This window comes from Streptomyces sp. NRRL F-5135 (assembly GCF_000719775.1).
Taxonomy (GTDB): Bacteria; Actinomycetota; Actinomycetes; order Streptomycetales; family Streptomycetaceae; genus Streptomyces; species Streptomyces hebeiensis.
The window spans coordinates 25,288-38,972 of sequence record NZ_JOHR01000005.1; the positions used below are offsets into that span (position 1 = coordinate 25,288).

Sequence of the window (13,685 nt, forward strand, 5' to 3'; positions counted from 1 at the left end):
GCGAGCCTTCCCGGGCGCAGCGCCTTACAGGGAGTGGCGTCAACGTGCGAACTTTTCGATGGCCGCCGGGGTGACGGGGGTGAAGAAGTTGACGAGGTTGCCGTCGGGGTCGCGGAACAGCAGCGACCGGTTGCCCCACGGCATCGTGGTGGGCCCGTTGACGAAGTCGGTGACGAAGCCGGTCAGGTTCTGGTGAACGCGGTCCACGTCGTCGACGAGGAACTCGGTGATCACGCTGTGGTTGTCCGCCGGGCGGGCGGAGCCCGGGGCGAACAGCGGGACGGTGCGGCTGCCGGCGATCGCGAGGGTGGCGCCCGCGGTCTTGAGTTCGGCGAAGTCTTCGGTGGCCCAGGCCGCCCGCGTCCCGGTGGCTCGCTCGTAGAACTCGACGAGGAGCGCCACGTCGCTGGTGATGATGCGGATCGAGACGAAGTCCATGGGAATCTCCTTGGCTGTGCCGACGGCGTACAGGTCGCAGACTAGGAGAAATAGTGGACAGAATCGGTCCACTATTCGCGTTAGGCTGCAAAACATGCCTCGACCCACCGGCCGCGTGCTGACACTCCTGGAGCTGCTGCAGTCGGGCGGCACCCGGACCGTGGCCGAACTCGCCGACCGGCTCGGCGTCGAAGGGCGCACCGTGCGGCGGTATGTGGACCATCTGATCGACCTCGACGTGCCCGTGGAATCGGTGCGCGGCCGCTACGGCGGGTACCGGCTCGCCCCCGGGTACCGTTTGCCTCCGCTCATGCTCAGCGACGACGAGGCGCTGGCCGTGCTGCTCGGCCTGGTCGCCGGCCGCCGAGCGGGGTTGACGACGACGGAGCACACGGCGAGCGAGACCGCGTCGGCGAAGATCCGGCGGGTGCTGCCCCAGCACCTCGCCCGTCGGCTCGACACACTTCTGGAGGCTCTCGCCTTCACGGATCAGCCCGGCGATTTCGACACCCCGGACGCCGAGGTCCTGCTCGCCGTCGCCGACGCGGTGCGCCACCGCCGACCGGTCTCGATCCGCTACACCGACCGCGACGGCCGGCGCAGCGAACGCACGCTGCACGCATACGGGATCGTCGCCCATGCGGGCCGGTGGTACGTCACGGGCAAGGACGACCGGATCGGCGAGGACCGGACCTTCCGGCTCGATCGCATCGCGGACGCGCGGCCGCTGCCCGGGTCGTTCGAACCGCCCGTGGGTCCCGGTCCGGCACAACGGGTGTTGGCAGCGTTCGCCACGGCCGAGTACCGGCATGAGGTGACCTTGCGGATCCACGGGACAGTCGAGCAGATCCGCGCCCGCCTTCCCGCCACCGTCGCCGGTCTGGAGACGGAGGAGTACGAGTCCGCGGCAGTCGCGGACCGGGCGACCGAGCGCTGGCTGCGCGTCGAGCTGCGGGTGGAGCGGCTCGACTGGTTGCCTCCGGTACTCGCTTCACTCGACCGGCCGTTCGTGGTCGAGCGCCCCGACGAACTGCGCGACCTCGTCGTCGCGCTCGCCGAGCGCCTCACGTCCTACGCCCGCCGAGCCTGACGGCGAGGACCCGCTGTCATGAGGCGGCACACCGCGCGTCAGGTGAGCGGGTCCTGCCGGCGACGGTTCACATCAGCCGGCCGCGGGCCGGTCGAGCCGGCCGGGACGAGAACGCCCCTAGGAACCCGCTGTCGAGAGACAGCTCGGCGAACGGAGAGCGGGAGACCAGCAGTTCGCCAGTCTTCCGCCCCCCGACGTCGTGCCGCTTCGCTCCCCCTATTTGAGGTAGGCGATCCCGTCGGTGGTGACGGTCGGGCGGCCCGAGGTTCCGACGACGACGATCTTGATGGTGTGTTTGGCGTTGGTGGACCAGGTCTTGGTCCAGACCGCGTCGCGGTACTTGGTGGTGGCGGACTTGAGGTCGACCGTCGCCGCCTTGGTGCCGTCCACGTAGACGTGCGCCTGGCCGGAGGACGAGGCGCGGGAGACGATCCAGGCCACCGACTTGCCGGTGAAGGTCCAGCTCAGGCTCGCGTTCTTGGCGGAGCTGGAGTAGGACTTGCCGCCGAGGTAGCTGCTGGAGGACTTGGCCGTCCAGCTGCCGGCCCGGGTGGCCGAGGTCTCCTGGACGATCACCGGCGTCTGGGTGACCGAGGCGTTCGCGGTGTTCCCCGCCTGGTCGTGGGCCGTCATCTTCCAGGCCGTCGCCGTGCCCGGCTTGGCCGTGTGGGCGGCGCTGGAGGTGGTGGGACCGTAGACCTTGGCGACCGGCGCCGTCAGCCGTACCTCTTTCAGCGCGGCGGCGTCGGTGGCCTTCCAGCCCAGCGTGACGGGTACGGCGGTGGTGCTGACCGTGCCGGTGCGCAGGGCGAGGGAGGGCTTGGTGGTGAAGGACGGGGCGGTCGTCTCGGCGACGACCGTCACGGCCGGTGTGGTCGTGGTCCTGCCGGACTGGTGGACGGCCCGTACGGCGACGGCGTGCTTGCCCGCGGCCAGACTGGCGGTGGCGGAGGTCGCGCCGCCCGTCGTGGTCGCCGCCACCTTGTTGTCGACGAGGAGCTCGTACTGCTTGATCAGCGCGGTGGGCGTGGTGGCGGACCACTTCACGGTGATCCCGGCCTTGGTGTAGTACGTGGTCCCGGCCTTTCCGGCGCCGGTCACCGAGGAGAGGGTCAGACCGGTGACGGGTCCCGCCGCCCAGGAGCGCAAGGTGGCGAGCTGCTGGTAGAAGGCGTCACCGGGGCACTGGGTGTTGTAGCCGTCGCGGTGGCCGTGGATCGTGGGGAACGTCATGCCGGCGCCCTTGGCCCACGTCTTCCCCGTGTAGTTGCGGCCGCTGTCGCCCGCGGTGAGTGTGGTCGTGCCGGCCGGGTCGACACCGTACTGGCCGAGCTTCCACGCGGCGATCCGCGCCACGGAGACCATCGCGGCCTGGGGCGGCGCGGTGTCGGTGTAGGTGCCGAGCACGGAGATGCCGGTGGTCTCGGCGTTGAAGCCGTAGGCGTGCGCCCCCATCACGGGACGGTCGACACCGCCCTTGCGGCCCTCGTAGACCGTGCCGCACTTGTCCACGAGGAAGTTGTAGCCGACGTCCTTCCAGCCCAGCTGCTTGACGTGGTACGCGTAGATGCCCCGCACGACAGCGGGCCCCTGGGCGCAGGTATAGCTGTTGGACTCGGCGGTGTGGTGCACCACGACCGCCTTGACCTTGCCGTCGGGCAGATACCCCGGCTCCTCCGGACTGATCGACTCGTCCGCTCCCCACCCGGCCCGCGAAGTGATCGGCGGCCTGGGCGCGGTGGACGGCGGCGCGGGCGGCAACGGCGTCCCGCTCGGCGTGGCACTCGCCGACGGTGGGGCGGACGGCGACGGCTGTGTGGACGGCGACGCGGAACCACCCGGGGCGGGCGCGGAGGGGGAGGTCTCGGGTACGGACGGCGACACCTCCGGCGCGGGCTCCTCCGTCTCCTGGGGGGCCGGATCCGACGAACCGTCCGGAGCGGGGTCCTGGGAGGCCGGCCCGCTTCCGTCGGGGACGGGCTCGTCGCTCTCCCCGACCTCCCCGACACGGAAGGCGGCGGGCTCCATGGCGTTGGCATCTTCGGAACTCGGGGCGGCCTTCGGGTCGATCAGGTCCAGCCGCAGCCCGGCCGGCAGGCCGGCCGAGGTCCCCGCCGCGGAACGCACCCGCGCCTCCACCCCGTCGGACGGCCCCACCCAGGCCGGCTCCGTACCGCCCCGGGCGGCCCCGCTCTCCCCCTGCCCGCTGTCACCGTCGAGCCGCAGCCACGGCGACCACGCGCCACTCCCCGCCTCGCGCGCCCGGACCTCGACCGTCCCGGTCACCCGCGCGGCCGGATCCGTCCACGTCACCCCCACCATGCTGAACGGCCGGGTGTCCCGTCGCTCCAGCGACGCACTCCGGCCGTCCTCTCCCCGCTTCATGCCCGCCGTCTCCGCCTGCGCCCTGACGGGCCCGGGTCTGCTGTCCGAAGACCCCCCTCCGGCGGAATCAGCGGAATCACCCCCAACGCCTCCCTGCACGACCAGCACACCGGTCACCCCCGCCACGGCGACAGCCGCGGCACTCCACACCAGACGCCGCTTCACGCAGCCCCACCCCTGTCCATGTATGAATGCGTATGAGCCGAAAGCGCACCCATATCGTCACCTTCGGCACCCGCCGGGAACATACACCGACACGAGAAGCACCCGCTTCATCCGCCCTGGGGGAAGCGGGTGCGGTGGCCGCGCCCGACGATCGCCTCCCTCGCCGGGGTGACCGGCACCGCGACTGGCCGCCCTCGCTCTCCTCCGACGAACCAGCACGTAATGGGCTCCCCCGCCCTGGCTGTTGCCGGGCGGGGGAGCCCATTACGCATAAGCCGGGTCACCCCCGGAACTGGCCCCGGTACGCGACTGGGCCCTCGCCCGGGAACTGTGCAGTCCCCTGGAAGTTGTTCCCGCCGTCGAAGAAGGTCACCGACCCCTTCCCCGCGTCACTGCTCCAGCTCACCGTCGTGCCCTCTGCGGGGCGGCCGTCCGCGGGGACAACGCTGCGGCGGTTCTTGATGCTGAGTTCCAGCGGCTCATCTCGTTGCCAGCCGCCACCACCGGTTTGAATCTCAGTGTTGTACGTGGCCATGACTTCCTCCTTCCTGCCCGGGAGCGCAGGCCATCGGCGGGCCTCGCGCACCCCTACGCTCGCCCGCCCGGATTGCCCTCAACCGCCAGATGGGGGATCCATCTGCCAAACCACCCCTGAGAAGTAACCGCACCCGGCGTCGCCTGCCGTGGAAGCGACCTGACTTCTGGTTCGTCGTCATGCATTCGAGTGATTCCCGTTTGCAGAGACGTTCCCCCTGACCGCACGCCTCAGAGCATGAGCGACATGACACGTCATCCACGTCGTACGGCCGTCCTCGCCGCGCCGACTCTGCTCGCCGGCCTCTCCCTCACCGGAGACACCCCCGCCGGCGCCGCGCCCGCACTTCGCACGATGCCCGAGCCGGTAGACGCAGCGACCGTGAGAACCTAAGCCTCCGGGAGGGCAGGGGCGCTTTCGTCGTTCCGGCTGTTCAGCGCAGTGGCAGGACCATCACGTCGTACAGCGGCGAGTCCGGGAACGGCAGCTTCTCGCCCGCGTGCTCGTATCCCCACCGCTCGTACATCGCCCGGAGGCGGGGCCGCTCGCGGCGCACCAGGAGCTGGATACGCTCCTCTGTCCGCTGTGCCACGAGTTCGTCGTGCATCAGCTTGGCGATGCCCCGCTTGCGCCAGGTTGGCCGGAGCATGTTTTCGCACAGCTTGAACGTTCCGGCCTCGTCCCGGGCCGTGAATCCGTAGGTGTAGCCCGCGACCTGGTCGCCGACTTGAGCCACGGCGCAGGACCATCCCGGGGCGGAGGTGTGTCCTTGCAGTCGCTCCTCGAAGCGGTCCATGGAGAAGAACGGATTGGTCGCGACCTCGTCCGCGTACACATCGGCGTATACGTCCAGGATGGTGTCCCGGATTTCCGGGAGCCGTTCTCGGGTGTAGTACGTGATCGTGAGCAGATCTACGGTCATGAGGTAGCCACCGCCTCGTAGCGCGCTGAAAAATCCGCAGCTCGGGTTGAGCAGCGGTCGAGCAGATCGTTTCGCAGCTGTCGTAAGACGGCGCTGATACGGGGACTGCTCACCCCGGGGAGCAGGTCGAGCGCCTTGTCCCCGGACGCGATGGCCTCATCCAGTTCGTCGGCAGCGGCCAGGCTCCGCCCGAGCCTGACGTGTGCTGCGAACTCGTTTCGCCGCAGCGGCGTTGCCTGCACAACGGCCAGCGCTTCCCGTGATGCCTTCACCGCGTTGTCGGGCCGGCCCAGGTCGAGGGCGGAGAGCGCGGCCGCGCTCGAGATCTCGCCCGAGTTGAAGAACCTCAACCAGCGCTGCGGTTCCTCGGGGTGCCGTTCAAACTCTTGCTCGGCCCGGAGCATGGACTGGCCGTACCGCCCCGATTCCCCCTGCACCGCGTGCCCCCGGGCGACCCGGGTGTGCAGGAGGGCCGAGAGCTGACCGTCCCGTCGGCCCCGTGTTTCAGCGAGCGCGGCTCGGGCGATGGCGACCGCTTCGCCTCCGTGTCCCAGGACGGCGGCCTGGTGGGACATCGACGACCAGATGCGGGCCTGGAGCGCCTTGTCCTGCGCCAGCATGGCGTAGCGGAGCCCGGTGTCCCACCACCGTCGAGCTGTCCGCTGGTTCCCCGTGTCGAAGGCGAACCACCCGGCCGACGTGGCGACTTCGCCGAGCGCTTTGTAGAGGCCGGTCTGTACGCGGTCGCTGTAAGTGCAGCGCCGGGCCGCTTCCTCTACGTGCTGGATGTAGTGGCCGGCGACTGCGGACAGTTCCGCGCCCCCGTGACTGTCATCGAGTTGATGAAGTCGAACGGCGACGGTCCGGACGCGGTCTACGTCGGCCATACCGAGACGGCCGGATTCGGGCAGGGCGGGGAGTGCGAGCAGGGTGCCCGTCAGGTTGAGGACGAATCGTCGACGGTGCACGGGAGCGTCCTGGTGTGTGGCGTGTGCGGGTCTTCGCACGGTAACGCGCCTGGGTGCTGAGCTGGGAGCCCGGAAGCCGAGTTCGCTGGCAGGCCTGCAGAAGATCGCTTCGAGCGGAAGCCGACTTCGGTCTCGGGGCCAGGTGACTTTCCCGCTGGTCCAGAGGCCGACGAGGCGGGCTGAGCATCTGCCCTCGGTTCCGAACATCTTCTCGCCTACGGTGTTCACTTCGTCTGCGAGCGACTCCCGCGTGAACCCGAAGGCGGCCATGAGGCGCCGCAGTGTCTCGTTGGAGTGATGGCTGGTCATCAAGACTCCCTGCCGCGTGTCGGTCGCCACGGTAGCCGGGTGGTGACTCGCTGCGAAGGGAAGTTTCCCCCTCCCGTGAAGTCGCTGCCGAAGGACTTTCCTTTCGCGTCTCCACCCGACGCGGGACGGTGTGACGTGAGCCATACAGCCGTCACATGGAGCCACCATGACGCAGCATCACTTTGCCCTCACCTCCGCAGAGGAGTGGCTGGCGGCCGCGAACGCCGACCGCACCTCTGCGGCCTGGGACTGGAGCAACGGCCGGCCTGCCGTGCTCGCGCTCGGTACCCGATTCGACGCCATCAAAATCCCTGACCGTGTCGTCTACGCGGCGGCCGGCACCACCGACCGAAGCACCGTGTCCGCCGCCCTGGCCACACTGGGCGGCCCTGTCGTCTGGGCCCCCGCCTGCCGGCACTACGCGCTCGTGCCAGCAGGCACCGCGTCGTCCTGGCGCTCGCCGGACGCGGTCGCTCTCGGCAGGGGCGCGTACCTCGCCGCCCCTCGGATCGACCGCACGGGACCGACGGGCGCCCACTGGGCCGTCCCGGTCAGGCAACCCCGCCAGTTGTGCGAACCCGACGCGGTGGCCCAGCTCCTGACCGCCGCCGATCTCCGGGGGAGCGCCTGGTGACCGCACCGGCCGAGCCGCCTCCGACGGTCGCGTCGGTCCCCTGCCGCGAGGCGCCTGTCCCGTCCGTGCACGCACTCACGTACGGGCAGGCCCGCGTCTGGAACTGCTACGCGTGTGAGGCCCGGCTCACATCCGGCGCCGTATACGCCGGGTGGTCCCGTGGCTCGCAGGGCGCGCACGTCCTGAACGCCGAGGTCTGGGCCTGCCCGTGATCTCCCTCGGGCTCGCACTTCCCGGAGCCGTCGACTGGAAGCTCGGCGCCTGCTTCGTCTGCCGTCGGCCCGAGCTCGCCACGGTCCGGATCGGCACGATGTCCAGCCCCGGCGGTCCCGGGCACGACGCGTACGACACACCACTGTTCGTCTGCCGCGGCTGCCTGGGACACCTGATGCTCATGCACCACACCGCACACGCCGACCCGGCCCGGCCGTACGTAACCGCCGGCCATCCTTGCTGACGGAGGACCTGATGCTCTGTGCTCGCTGCGATCAGCCGATCGCACCGGACGACATCGACCGCCACATCGTGGACACGGGCTCGGCCGCCGCTGCCGACGTACTCCTCCACCGGAACGCATGCCCCCGGCCCGGTCCGGCCCCCGCCGGCCACCCCCATTGATCCTCCGCCCCCGGCCGGAGGCATCCCTGGCAGGACTCCCGGCCGGGGCAGGTTCCACCACCCATCCGAGAACAGGAGGCACGATGAGTATCACCGCCGAGCGAGACGCCCGGAACCTGCTGACGGCCAAGGAGTTCGTGGCCGTCGCCGGAACCGTCCAGCGCGCCAACCCGGACCTGGACGAGACGAACGCCGGGCGCGTCGTCACCGAGAGCCTGAAGTTCGTGGCCACCGCGGCGGCCCGGCCCGGCTTCCAGCTGGCGCCGTCCCGGGTCGTGGACGAGGGGTGGCACGCGCTGATTCTGCACACCCGCGTCTACACCGGCTCTGCCGGGATCTCGGCGGGTACGTCCACCACGTGCCCCAGGCGCCGGACGCCGACCGGGCCCCCGGCATCCTGGAGGTCACGCAGACCGCCATCAACGCGGCCGGCTTCGACGTCGATCAGGAGCTGTGGCAGCCGGCGCGTGACCGGTCCATGAGGGTGGCCGCCGACTGCCGGCACAGCCCGAGCTCCTGCGAGGACTACCCATGCGATGCACCCACCTGCGATCCGTCCCCGAACTGAACACCGCGACTCCAGGGTGTCGACATGACTACACCTCGTGATCGGCAGATGGCCGCCGTCCTGGCCTTCCATAGCCGGTGGAGGACGGTGGCCGCGCGGCGGCCCAAGAGGCGTGCCGCTGGGGCACCCCGGTGTCTCGGAGGCGGGTTCACCGTAATGGCCACCGCCGCCGGGCCGGTCACCGTGCCATGCCTGTGCTGCGGAGGCGGCGCCGCCTGACCCTGCCGACGGGGTCCCTGTCTCGCCCCGACCGGTCGGCGGTCAGGCCCAGGAGCCCGGCCTTCGCGGTGCTGTACGCCACGAGTCCGTCCACGTCGACGGCGGCCGGCTGCTGCACTGAGACCGCCAACAAGCAAGGAGACGAACCGAAATGATCGAACGAGTCCGCGCCGTCCTCGTCACCGCTGACGACACGATGCTGGTCATCCGCCGCACCAGGCCCGACATCCCCGAGTACTGGGTACTGCCCGGCGGCGGCGTCGAACCCGGCGACGAGTCCCGGGAGGCCGCCCTCCACCGGGAGATCCACGAGGAGATCGCGGGGAAGGCCGACATCATCCGCCTCCTCCACACGATGGAGTCCCACGACGAGCGTCAGCTCTTCTACCTCGCCCGCATCGCGACCTGGTCCTTCGACGACCGCACCGGTCCCGAGTTCAGCGCCGAGGGCCGCGGCGAATACGCGCTGGAGGAGATCCCGCTGACCGCGGAGGGGCTCGACGGCATCGACCTCAAGCCCGAGGAGATCGCTCACGTCCTGCGGGGCGCCATCACTACCGGAAGTCTCGGAGGCGAGACATCGCTCTGAGCCTTCGAGTACGTCAACATGCCACTGGGCCGCCACTGAGATGAGCCGGCCCGGGTGGCGTGCACGCGTCCGGGTACGACGAAGCGCCTCGACCGGCTTCGGTCGGTCGAGGCGCTGAGTAGCAGGTCAGAGGATGCTTCCTTGCCCTGCGATCGGTAGGCCGTGTGGGACTCGAACCCACAACCAACGGATTAAAAGTCCGCTGCTCTGCCAATTGAGCTAACGGCCCTCGGCACAACACACACGAGCATAGCCCGCCCGGGGCGGTGAGCCGATCGGGTATCCCCCCTGTGGGGATGTCGCGCGGGGTGGGGCGTGTTCTCGGGGAGTGTCGCGGAGGTGGCGCGGGGCCCGTGCCTCACCCGGGGGTGGGGCACGGGCCCTGGTGGAGCGTCAGGTCACGGGCCGCGTCGGGCCGTTCGGACTCACGCGTCAGCCGTTGCGCTTCCAGCGCGGCTTGTCGTCGCGGCGGCCGAAGGATCCGGTGCCGGTGCCCGTCGAGCCGCCCCGGAAGTCGCTCCGGTGGTCGTCGCGGCGGGTCGCGGGGCGGTCGTGGCCGCCGGAGCGGTAGCCGCCCGAGGGGCGGTCGTCGCGCCGGTCGCGGTTGAAGGGGCGGTCGCCGCCCCGGTGGTCGCCGCCCCGGTGGTCGCGGCGCTCGAAGGAGCGCCCGCCACGGTCGTCCCTGCGGTCGTCGCGCCGGTCGTCACGGCGGAAGCCGCCCCGGTCACCCCGGTCGTCCCGGCGCTGGAAACCGCCCCGGTCGTCCCGGCGGTCGTCGCGCCGGTCCCGGCGGAAGCCACCACGGTCGCCACGGTCACCCCGGTCGTTCCGCTCACCGCGGTCACCGGCGCGGTCGTCACGCGGCGTGTAGCCCCGCGCGCCGCCTCGCCCGCTGCGCTCGCCGCGGTCGTCACGGCGGCCGAAGTTGCCCCGCTCGTCGCGGCCGCCCCGGCGCTCCTCCCGCTGTGCCGGTACGGCGGCCGCCGCCGCTGCCGCCACGGCCTCCTCCAGCGCCCGCTCGGCCTCGGCCGTGACCTCCGCCACCGCCGCCTCCGGGTCCTCGCCCCGCTCCCGCGCGGCGCGGGCCACCAGCCGGTCGGCCTCCTCGCGCAGTTCCACGGCGCGCCGCTGGACGCGCTCCAGCTGCCGGGTCAGGTCGGAGACCTCCCGCTCGGCCTGCTTGGCGGCGTTGTTCGCGGAGTCCGCCTGGACCTCGGTGAGCGACCGGGCTCCGGTGATCTCCGCGACCTCCGGGTCGAACGCCCCGGCCCCGCCGACCATGTGCCGCGAGGCGTCGACGCCCGCGTCCTCCATCAGCCGGAAGATCTGCCGGCGCTGGTGCGGCAGCGCCAGCGAGACGACGACGCCGGACTTGCCGGCCCGCGCCGTACGGCCCGAGCGGTGCAGGTAGTCCTTGTGGTCCCCGGCCGGGTCCACGTTCAGTACGAGGTCGATCCCGTCGACGTGGATGCCCCGGGCGGCGACGTCGGTGGCCACCAGCGCGTTGACGTAACCGTCCTTGAAGTCGGCCAGCGTCCGCGTCCGCGCGCCCTGCGTCATGCCGCCGTGCAGCGCGTCCGCCTTGACCCCGGCCTCGCGCAGCTGCTCGGCGATCCGGTCGGCGCCCAGCTGCGTCCGTACGAAGATGATCGTGCGGCCCTTGCGGGCGGCGATCGCCGCGGTGACCGGGGCCTTGTCCTTCGGCTTCACCACGAGCACGTGGTGCGTCATGGTCGTGACGTTGCCCTGGGCGCTGTCCACCTCGTGGCTGACCGGGTCGGTCAGGTAGCGCTTGACCAGCGTGCCGATCTCGTTCTCCATGGTCGCGGAGAAGAGCATGCGCTGGCCGCCGGCCGGCACCAGGTCGAGCAGCTCGGTGACCTCGGGCAGGAAGCCCAGGTCCGACATCTGGTCGGCCTCGTCGAGGATCGCGATCTGGACCCGGTCCAGCGAGCACGCGCCCCGGTTGATGATGTCGCGCAGCCGGCCGGGGGTGGCGACGAGGATGTCGACGCCGCGCTCCAGGGCGTAGATCTGGTTGCCCATGGACGTCCCGCCGCAGACGACCTTCATCTTCAGGCCGAGCACGTCGCCGTACGGCTGGAGCGCGTCCGCCACCTGCATCGCCAGCTCACGGGTCGGCGTGAGGATGACGCCGCGCGGCTTCTTCTTCTCCGTGTGGCCGCCGGCCAGCGTGGCCAGCAGCGGCAGGCCGAAGGAGAGCGTCTTGCCGGAGCCGGTACGGCCACGGCCCAGGATGTCCTTGCCGTTCAGGGCGTCCGGGATGGTCGCGGCCTGGATCGGGAAGGGGGTGGTGACGCCGTTCTGGGCGAGCTTGCGGACGATGCCGTCCGGCAGGCCCAGGTCGGCGAAGGTGACCTCCGGGGCCCCGGCCCCGTCGGTTGCCACGGCGTCCTCGGCGGCCGTGGGCGCGGGCTGGTCGTCACGCTCGTTGTCGATGAAGTCGTCCTCGGACACGACGACGCGGTCAGCGCTGGAAATGGACATGCGAAATGCGAAACCTTCCGGAGTCTCGGCACGCGCCCAAACCCCGTGATTTCGCATTTCGACCGCCTCAATGCGGTCTGCCACGGCAGAGGGAGAGTACGCGCCACACGGCGCTCTTCTGTTTCGGCGCCGGGCAATGATCAAACGATCTACTACCATACGCACCCACCCCCCGGTAAGGCAAACCGCCTCCGGATCGTCCGTACGGCCCGCCCGTACGGCCGCCCACCGTACGGCCGGCCGTCGGCACCCCGCGCCACCGCACCGCACACCCCGCACCCCCGTACCGGCACGCGACGCGCGACCGCCGCGGCCGCGTTCAGGGGCTACCTCGGGCCCAGTTGAGGCGACGCCTCCCGCTCGTCCCGCATCCCCTGCCCCGTCTCCGGCCCCGCCCCGCCGGCCGCCGCCAGCCCGCCCGAACGCACCGCGGCCGACGGGGTCGTGGACGGGTCCGCCGGCTTCGGCGACTCCGGTTCCGGTACGGGCCCCGGGCCCGGGTCCGGGCTCTGCGCCGGGGGCACGGGGGCGCTCGGCGTGGTGTGCGGGGGTTCCGGAGCGGGCTCGCCGTCCCGGCCCGGCGCGCTCGGCCCGTCGCCCCCCTGCGCCTTCCCGCCACCGGCCGACGACGGCCGCGAGGGCTCGGTCCGCGCCCCGGGCTCCGCGGAGGCGCCGCGCGCCCGCTCGGCCCCGCCGCCCCGGCTGCCGTCACCGTCGCCGTCCCTGCCGTCCGCGCCCCCCTTGGCGTCCCCGTGCTCATGGGCCCCGCTCCCGTCGCCCGCGCGGCCGTGCCAGGAGTGCGGCGCTCCCCCGACCTCGTCCGTACCGCCGTCGGGCTCCGTCCCGTCCTCGACGCGGTCCGCCGACCGCGACGGCACGGGCTTCCCTCCGTCGTCACCGACGTTCATACAGCCCCCGGTCGCGGCGACCGCCAGCGACGCGGCGATCCAGACGGCGAGACGGCCTGGGGCGGACAACTGGCGCACGAGGGCCTCCGGGGGGCGCGAGACGGAATCTCCCCGCCGACGGCGGAGGTCGATCGCACTGCTCAACTTCCTTTCCGCCACCAGGGACACGCCCGGACCGGTAGCTCGTACGAGAAGCGCGGCCCGGGCCCCGGCTCCTCGGCGGCGGCGGACGGGACGGCCGGCCGGCGGACCGGCGCGGAACCACAGGCGGGCACTGGACAATGACCATGTGCTGGAGATGACACGCGAGATGTTCGAAGAGCTGGTGAGCCACGCCCTCGACCGGATCCCCCCGGAGCTGACCCGGGTGATGGACAACGTCGCGGTCTTCGTGGAGGACGAACCCGACCCCTCCGACCCCGAACTGCTGGGGCTGTACGAGGGCACACCGCTCACGGACCGGGGCGAGTGGTACGCGGGCGTCCTGCCCGACCGCATCTCGATCTACATGGGCCCGACCCTGCGCCACTGCGCGACGGAGGACGAGGTGGTGCGGGAGGTGTCGGTGACCGTCGTGCACGAGATCGCCCACCACTTCGGCATCAGCGACGAGCGGCTGCACGAACTGGGCTGGGGCTGACGGCCGGGCGCCGCGCGGGAACCGTTCACCACCCGGCCACCGGCCGCCGGCCCCGGAAGCCGAACGGGCCGTCCCGCGCCGCGGCGGCGCGGGACGACGTACGGCGACGCAAGAGGTCCCCGCACCGCGCGTACGGCGGCGTGCGCGGCCACCCGGCCCAATGCGCGCATGTCCGCCCGCCCCGCAGGG

At 71.6% G+C, this 13,685-nt stretch carries 14 protein-coding genes and 1 tRNA gene; 7 read left to right on the forward strand and 8 right to left on the reverse strand.

Features of this window, described 5'->3' with window-relative positions; genetic code table 11:
* Nucleotides 1-39: 39 nt before the first annotated feature.
* Nucleotides 40-438, reverse strand: a complete 399-nt coding sequence (locus tag IG02_RS0108855; protein ID WP_030743926.1) for a VOC family protein — start codon at nt 436-438, stop codon at nt 40-42.
* Between the two features lie 94 nt (nt 439-532).
* Between IG02_RS0108855 and IG02_RS0108860 the strand changes: the two genes are divergently transcribed.
* Nucleotides 533-1,528, forward strand: coding sequence for a helix-turn-helix transcriptional regulator (locus tag IG02_RS0108860; protein ID WP_030743927.1), 996 nt, complete (start codon nt 533-535; stop codon nt 1,526-1,528).
* 216 nt (nt 1,529-1,744) lie between these two features.
* On the opposite strand, the gene IG02_RS0108865 is transcribed toward IG02_RS0108860, so the two are convergent.
* The 4 genes from IG02_RS0108865 to IG02_RS0108880 form a co-directional block, all read right to left on the reverse strand.
* Nucleotides 1,745-3,913 (reverse strand): peptidoglycan recognition protein, encoded by a 2,169-nt coding sequence (locus IG02_RS0108865; RefSeq protein WP_234314669.1) that lies wholly within the window; start codon nt 3,911-3,913, stop codon nt 1,745-1,747.
* Nucleotides 3,914-4,358: 445 nt separating this feature from the next.
* Nucleotides 4,359-4,613, reverse strand: a complete 255-nt coding sequence (locus IG02_RS0108870; protein ID WP_030743932.1) for a hypothetical protein — start codon at nt 4,611-4,613, stop codon at nt 4,359-4,361.
* Between the two features lie 433 nt (nt 4,614-5,046).
* Complete coding sequence (locus tag IG02_RS0108875; RefSeq protein WP_051764719.1) at nt 5,047-5,535, reverse strand: GNAT family N-acetyltransferase; 489 nt, start codon at nt 5,533-5,535, stop codon at nt 5,047-5,049.
* Nucleotides 5,532-6,812 (reverse strand): tetratricopeptide repeat protein, encoded by a 1,281-nt coding sequence (locus IG02_RS0108880; RefSeq protein ID WP_158712265.1) that lies wholly within the window; start codon nt 6,810-6,812, stop codon nt 5,532-5,534. The genes IG02_RS0108875 and IG02_RS0108880 overlap by 4 nt, the downstream gene beginning before the upstream one ends.
* Nucleotides 6,813-6,978: 166 nt before the next feature.
* On the opposite strand from IG02_RS0108880, the gene IG02_RS36105 reads away from it, so the two are divergent.
* From IG02_RS36105 to IG02_RS0108915, 5 genes are all read left to right on the forward strand, one after another.
* Nucleotides 6,979-7,446: a hypothetical protein gene (locus IG02_RS36105; protein ID WP_051764721.1), complete on the forward strand. Its 468-nt coding sequence runs from the start codon at nt 6,979-6,981 to the stop codon at nt 7,444-7,446.
* Nucleotides 7,443-7,658 carry a hypothetical protein gene (locus IG02_RS0108890; RefSeq protein WP_030743945.1) on the forward strand — a complete coding sequence of 72 codons (216 nt, stop codon included), beginning with the start codon at nt 7,443-7,445 and terminating at the stop codon, nt 7,656-7,658. Before IG02_RS36105 ends, IG02_RS0108890 begins: the two co-directional genes overlap by 4 nt.
* Nucleotides 7,655-7,903, forward strand: coding sequence for a hypothetical protein (locus tag IG02_RS0108895; RefSeq protein ID WP_030743947.1), 249 nt, complete (start codon nt 7,655-7,657; stop codon nt 7,901-7,903). Before IG02_RS0108890 ends, IG02_RS0108895 begins: the two co-directional genes overlap by 4 nt.
* Nucleotides 7,904-8,147: 244 nt before the next feature.
* A complete protein-coding gene (locus tag IG02_RS36110) occupies nt 8,148-8,546 on the forward strand; it encodes a hypothetical protein (protein WP_234314670.1) in 399 nt (132 codons plus the stop codon).
* A gap of 456 nt (nt 8,547-9,002) precedes the next feature.
* Nucleotides 9,003-9,440 carry an NUDIX hydrolase gene (locus tag IG02_RS0108915; RefSeq protein ID WP_030743949.1) on the forward strand — a complete coding sequence of 146 codons (438 nt, stop codon included), beginning with the start codon at nt 9,003-9,005 and terminating at the stop codon, nt 9,438-9,440.
* 156 nt (nt 9,441-9,596) lie between these two features.
* Here the strand turns inward: IG02_RS0108915 and IG02_RS0108920 are convergent.
* The 3 genes from IG02_RS0108920 to IG02_RS0108930 all read right to left on the reverse strand — a co-directional run bounded on the left by IG02_RS0108920 (nt 9,597) and on the right by IG02_RS0108930 (nt 12,934).
* Nucleotides 9,597-9,669, reverse strand: a tRNA-Lys gene (locus IG02_RS0108920).
* Nucleotides 9,670-9,872: 203 nt separating this feature from the next.
* A complete protein-coding gene (locus IG02_RS0108925; protein ID WP_030743951.1) occupies nt 9,873-11,948 on the reverse strand; it encodes a DEAD/DEAH box helicase in 2,076 nt (691 codons plus the stop codon).
* A 326-nt stretch (nt 11,949-12,274) separates the two neighbouring features.
* A complete protein-coding gene (locus IG02_RS0108930; RefSeq protein WP_051764725.1) occupies nt 12,275-12,934 on the reverse strand; it encodes a hypothetical protein in 660 nt (219 codons plus the stop codon).
* Nucleotides 12,935-13,145: 211 nt separating this feature from the next.
* Between IG02_RS0108930 and IG02_RS0108935 the strand changes: the two genes are divergently transcribed.
* Complete coding sequence (locus IG02_RS0108935; RefSeq protein WP_030743955.1) at nt 13,146-13,496, forward strand: metallopeptidase family protein; 351 nt, start codon at nt 13,146-13,148, stop codon at nt 13,494-13,496.
* The last annotated feature ends 189 nt before the right edge of the window (nt 13,497-13,685 follow it).

Bases quoted from the DNA above. Each gene is read 5' to 3' on its own strand.
- IG02_RS0108855 (WP_030743926.1), bottom strand. From the start codon at position 438: ATGGACTTCGTCTCGATCCGCATCATCACCAGCGACGTGGCGCTCCTC.
- IG02_RS0108860 (WP_030743927.1), top strand. From the start codon at position 533: ATGCCTCGACCCACCGGCCGCGTGCTGACACTCCTGGAGCTGCTGCAG.
- IG02_RS0108865 (WP_234314669.1), bottom strand. From the start codon at position 3,913: ATGAAGCGGGGAGAGGACGGCCGGAGTGCGTCGCTGGAGCGACGGGAC.
- IG02_RS0108870 (WP_030743932.1), bottom strand. From the start codon at position 4,613: ATGGCCACGTACAACACTGAGATTCAAACCGGTGGTGGCGGCTGGCAA.
- IG02_RS0108875 (WP_051764719.1), bottom strand. From the start codon at position 5,535: ATGACCGTAGATCTGCTCACGATCACGTACTACACCCGAGAACGGCTC.
- IG02_RS0108880 (WP_158712265.1), bottom strand. From the start codon at position 6,812: ATGACCAGCCATCACTCCAACGAGACACTGCGGCGCCTCATGGCCGCC.
- IG02_RS36105 (WP_051764721.1), top strand. From the start codon at position 6,979: ATGACGCAGCATCACTTTGCCCTCACCTCCGCAGAGGAGTGGCTGGCG.
- IG02_RS36110 (WP_234314670.1), top strand. From the start codon at position 8,148: ATGAGTATCACCGCCGAGCGAGACGCCCGGAACCTGCTGACGGCCAAG.
- IG02_RS0108915 (WP_030743949.1), top strand. From the start codon at position 9,003: ATGATCGAACGAGTCCGCGCCGTCCTCGTCACCGCTGACGACACGATG.
- IG02_RS0108925 (WP_030743951.1), bottom strand. From the start codon at position 11,948: ATGTCCATTTCCAGCGCTGACCGCGTCGTCGTGTCCGAGGACGACTTC.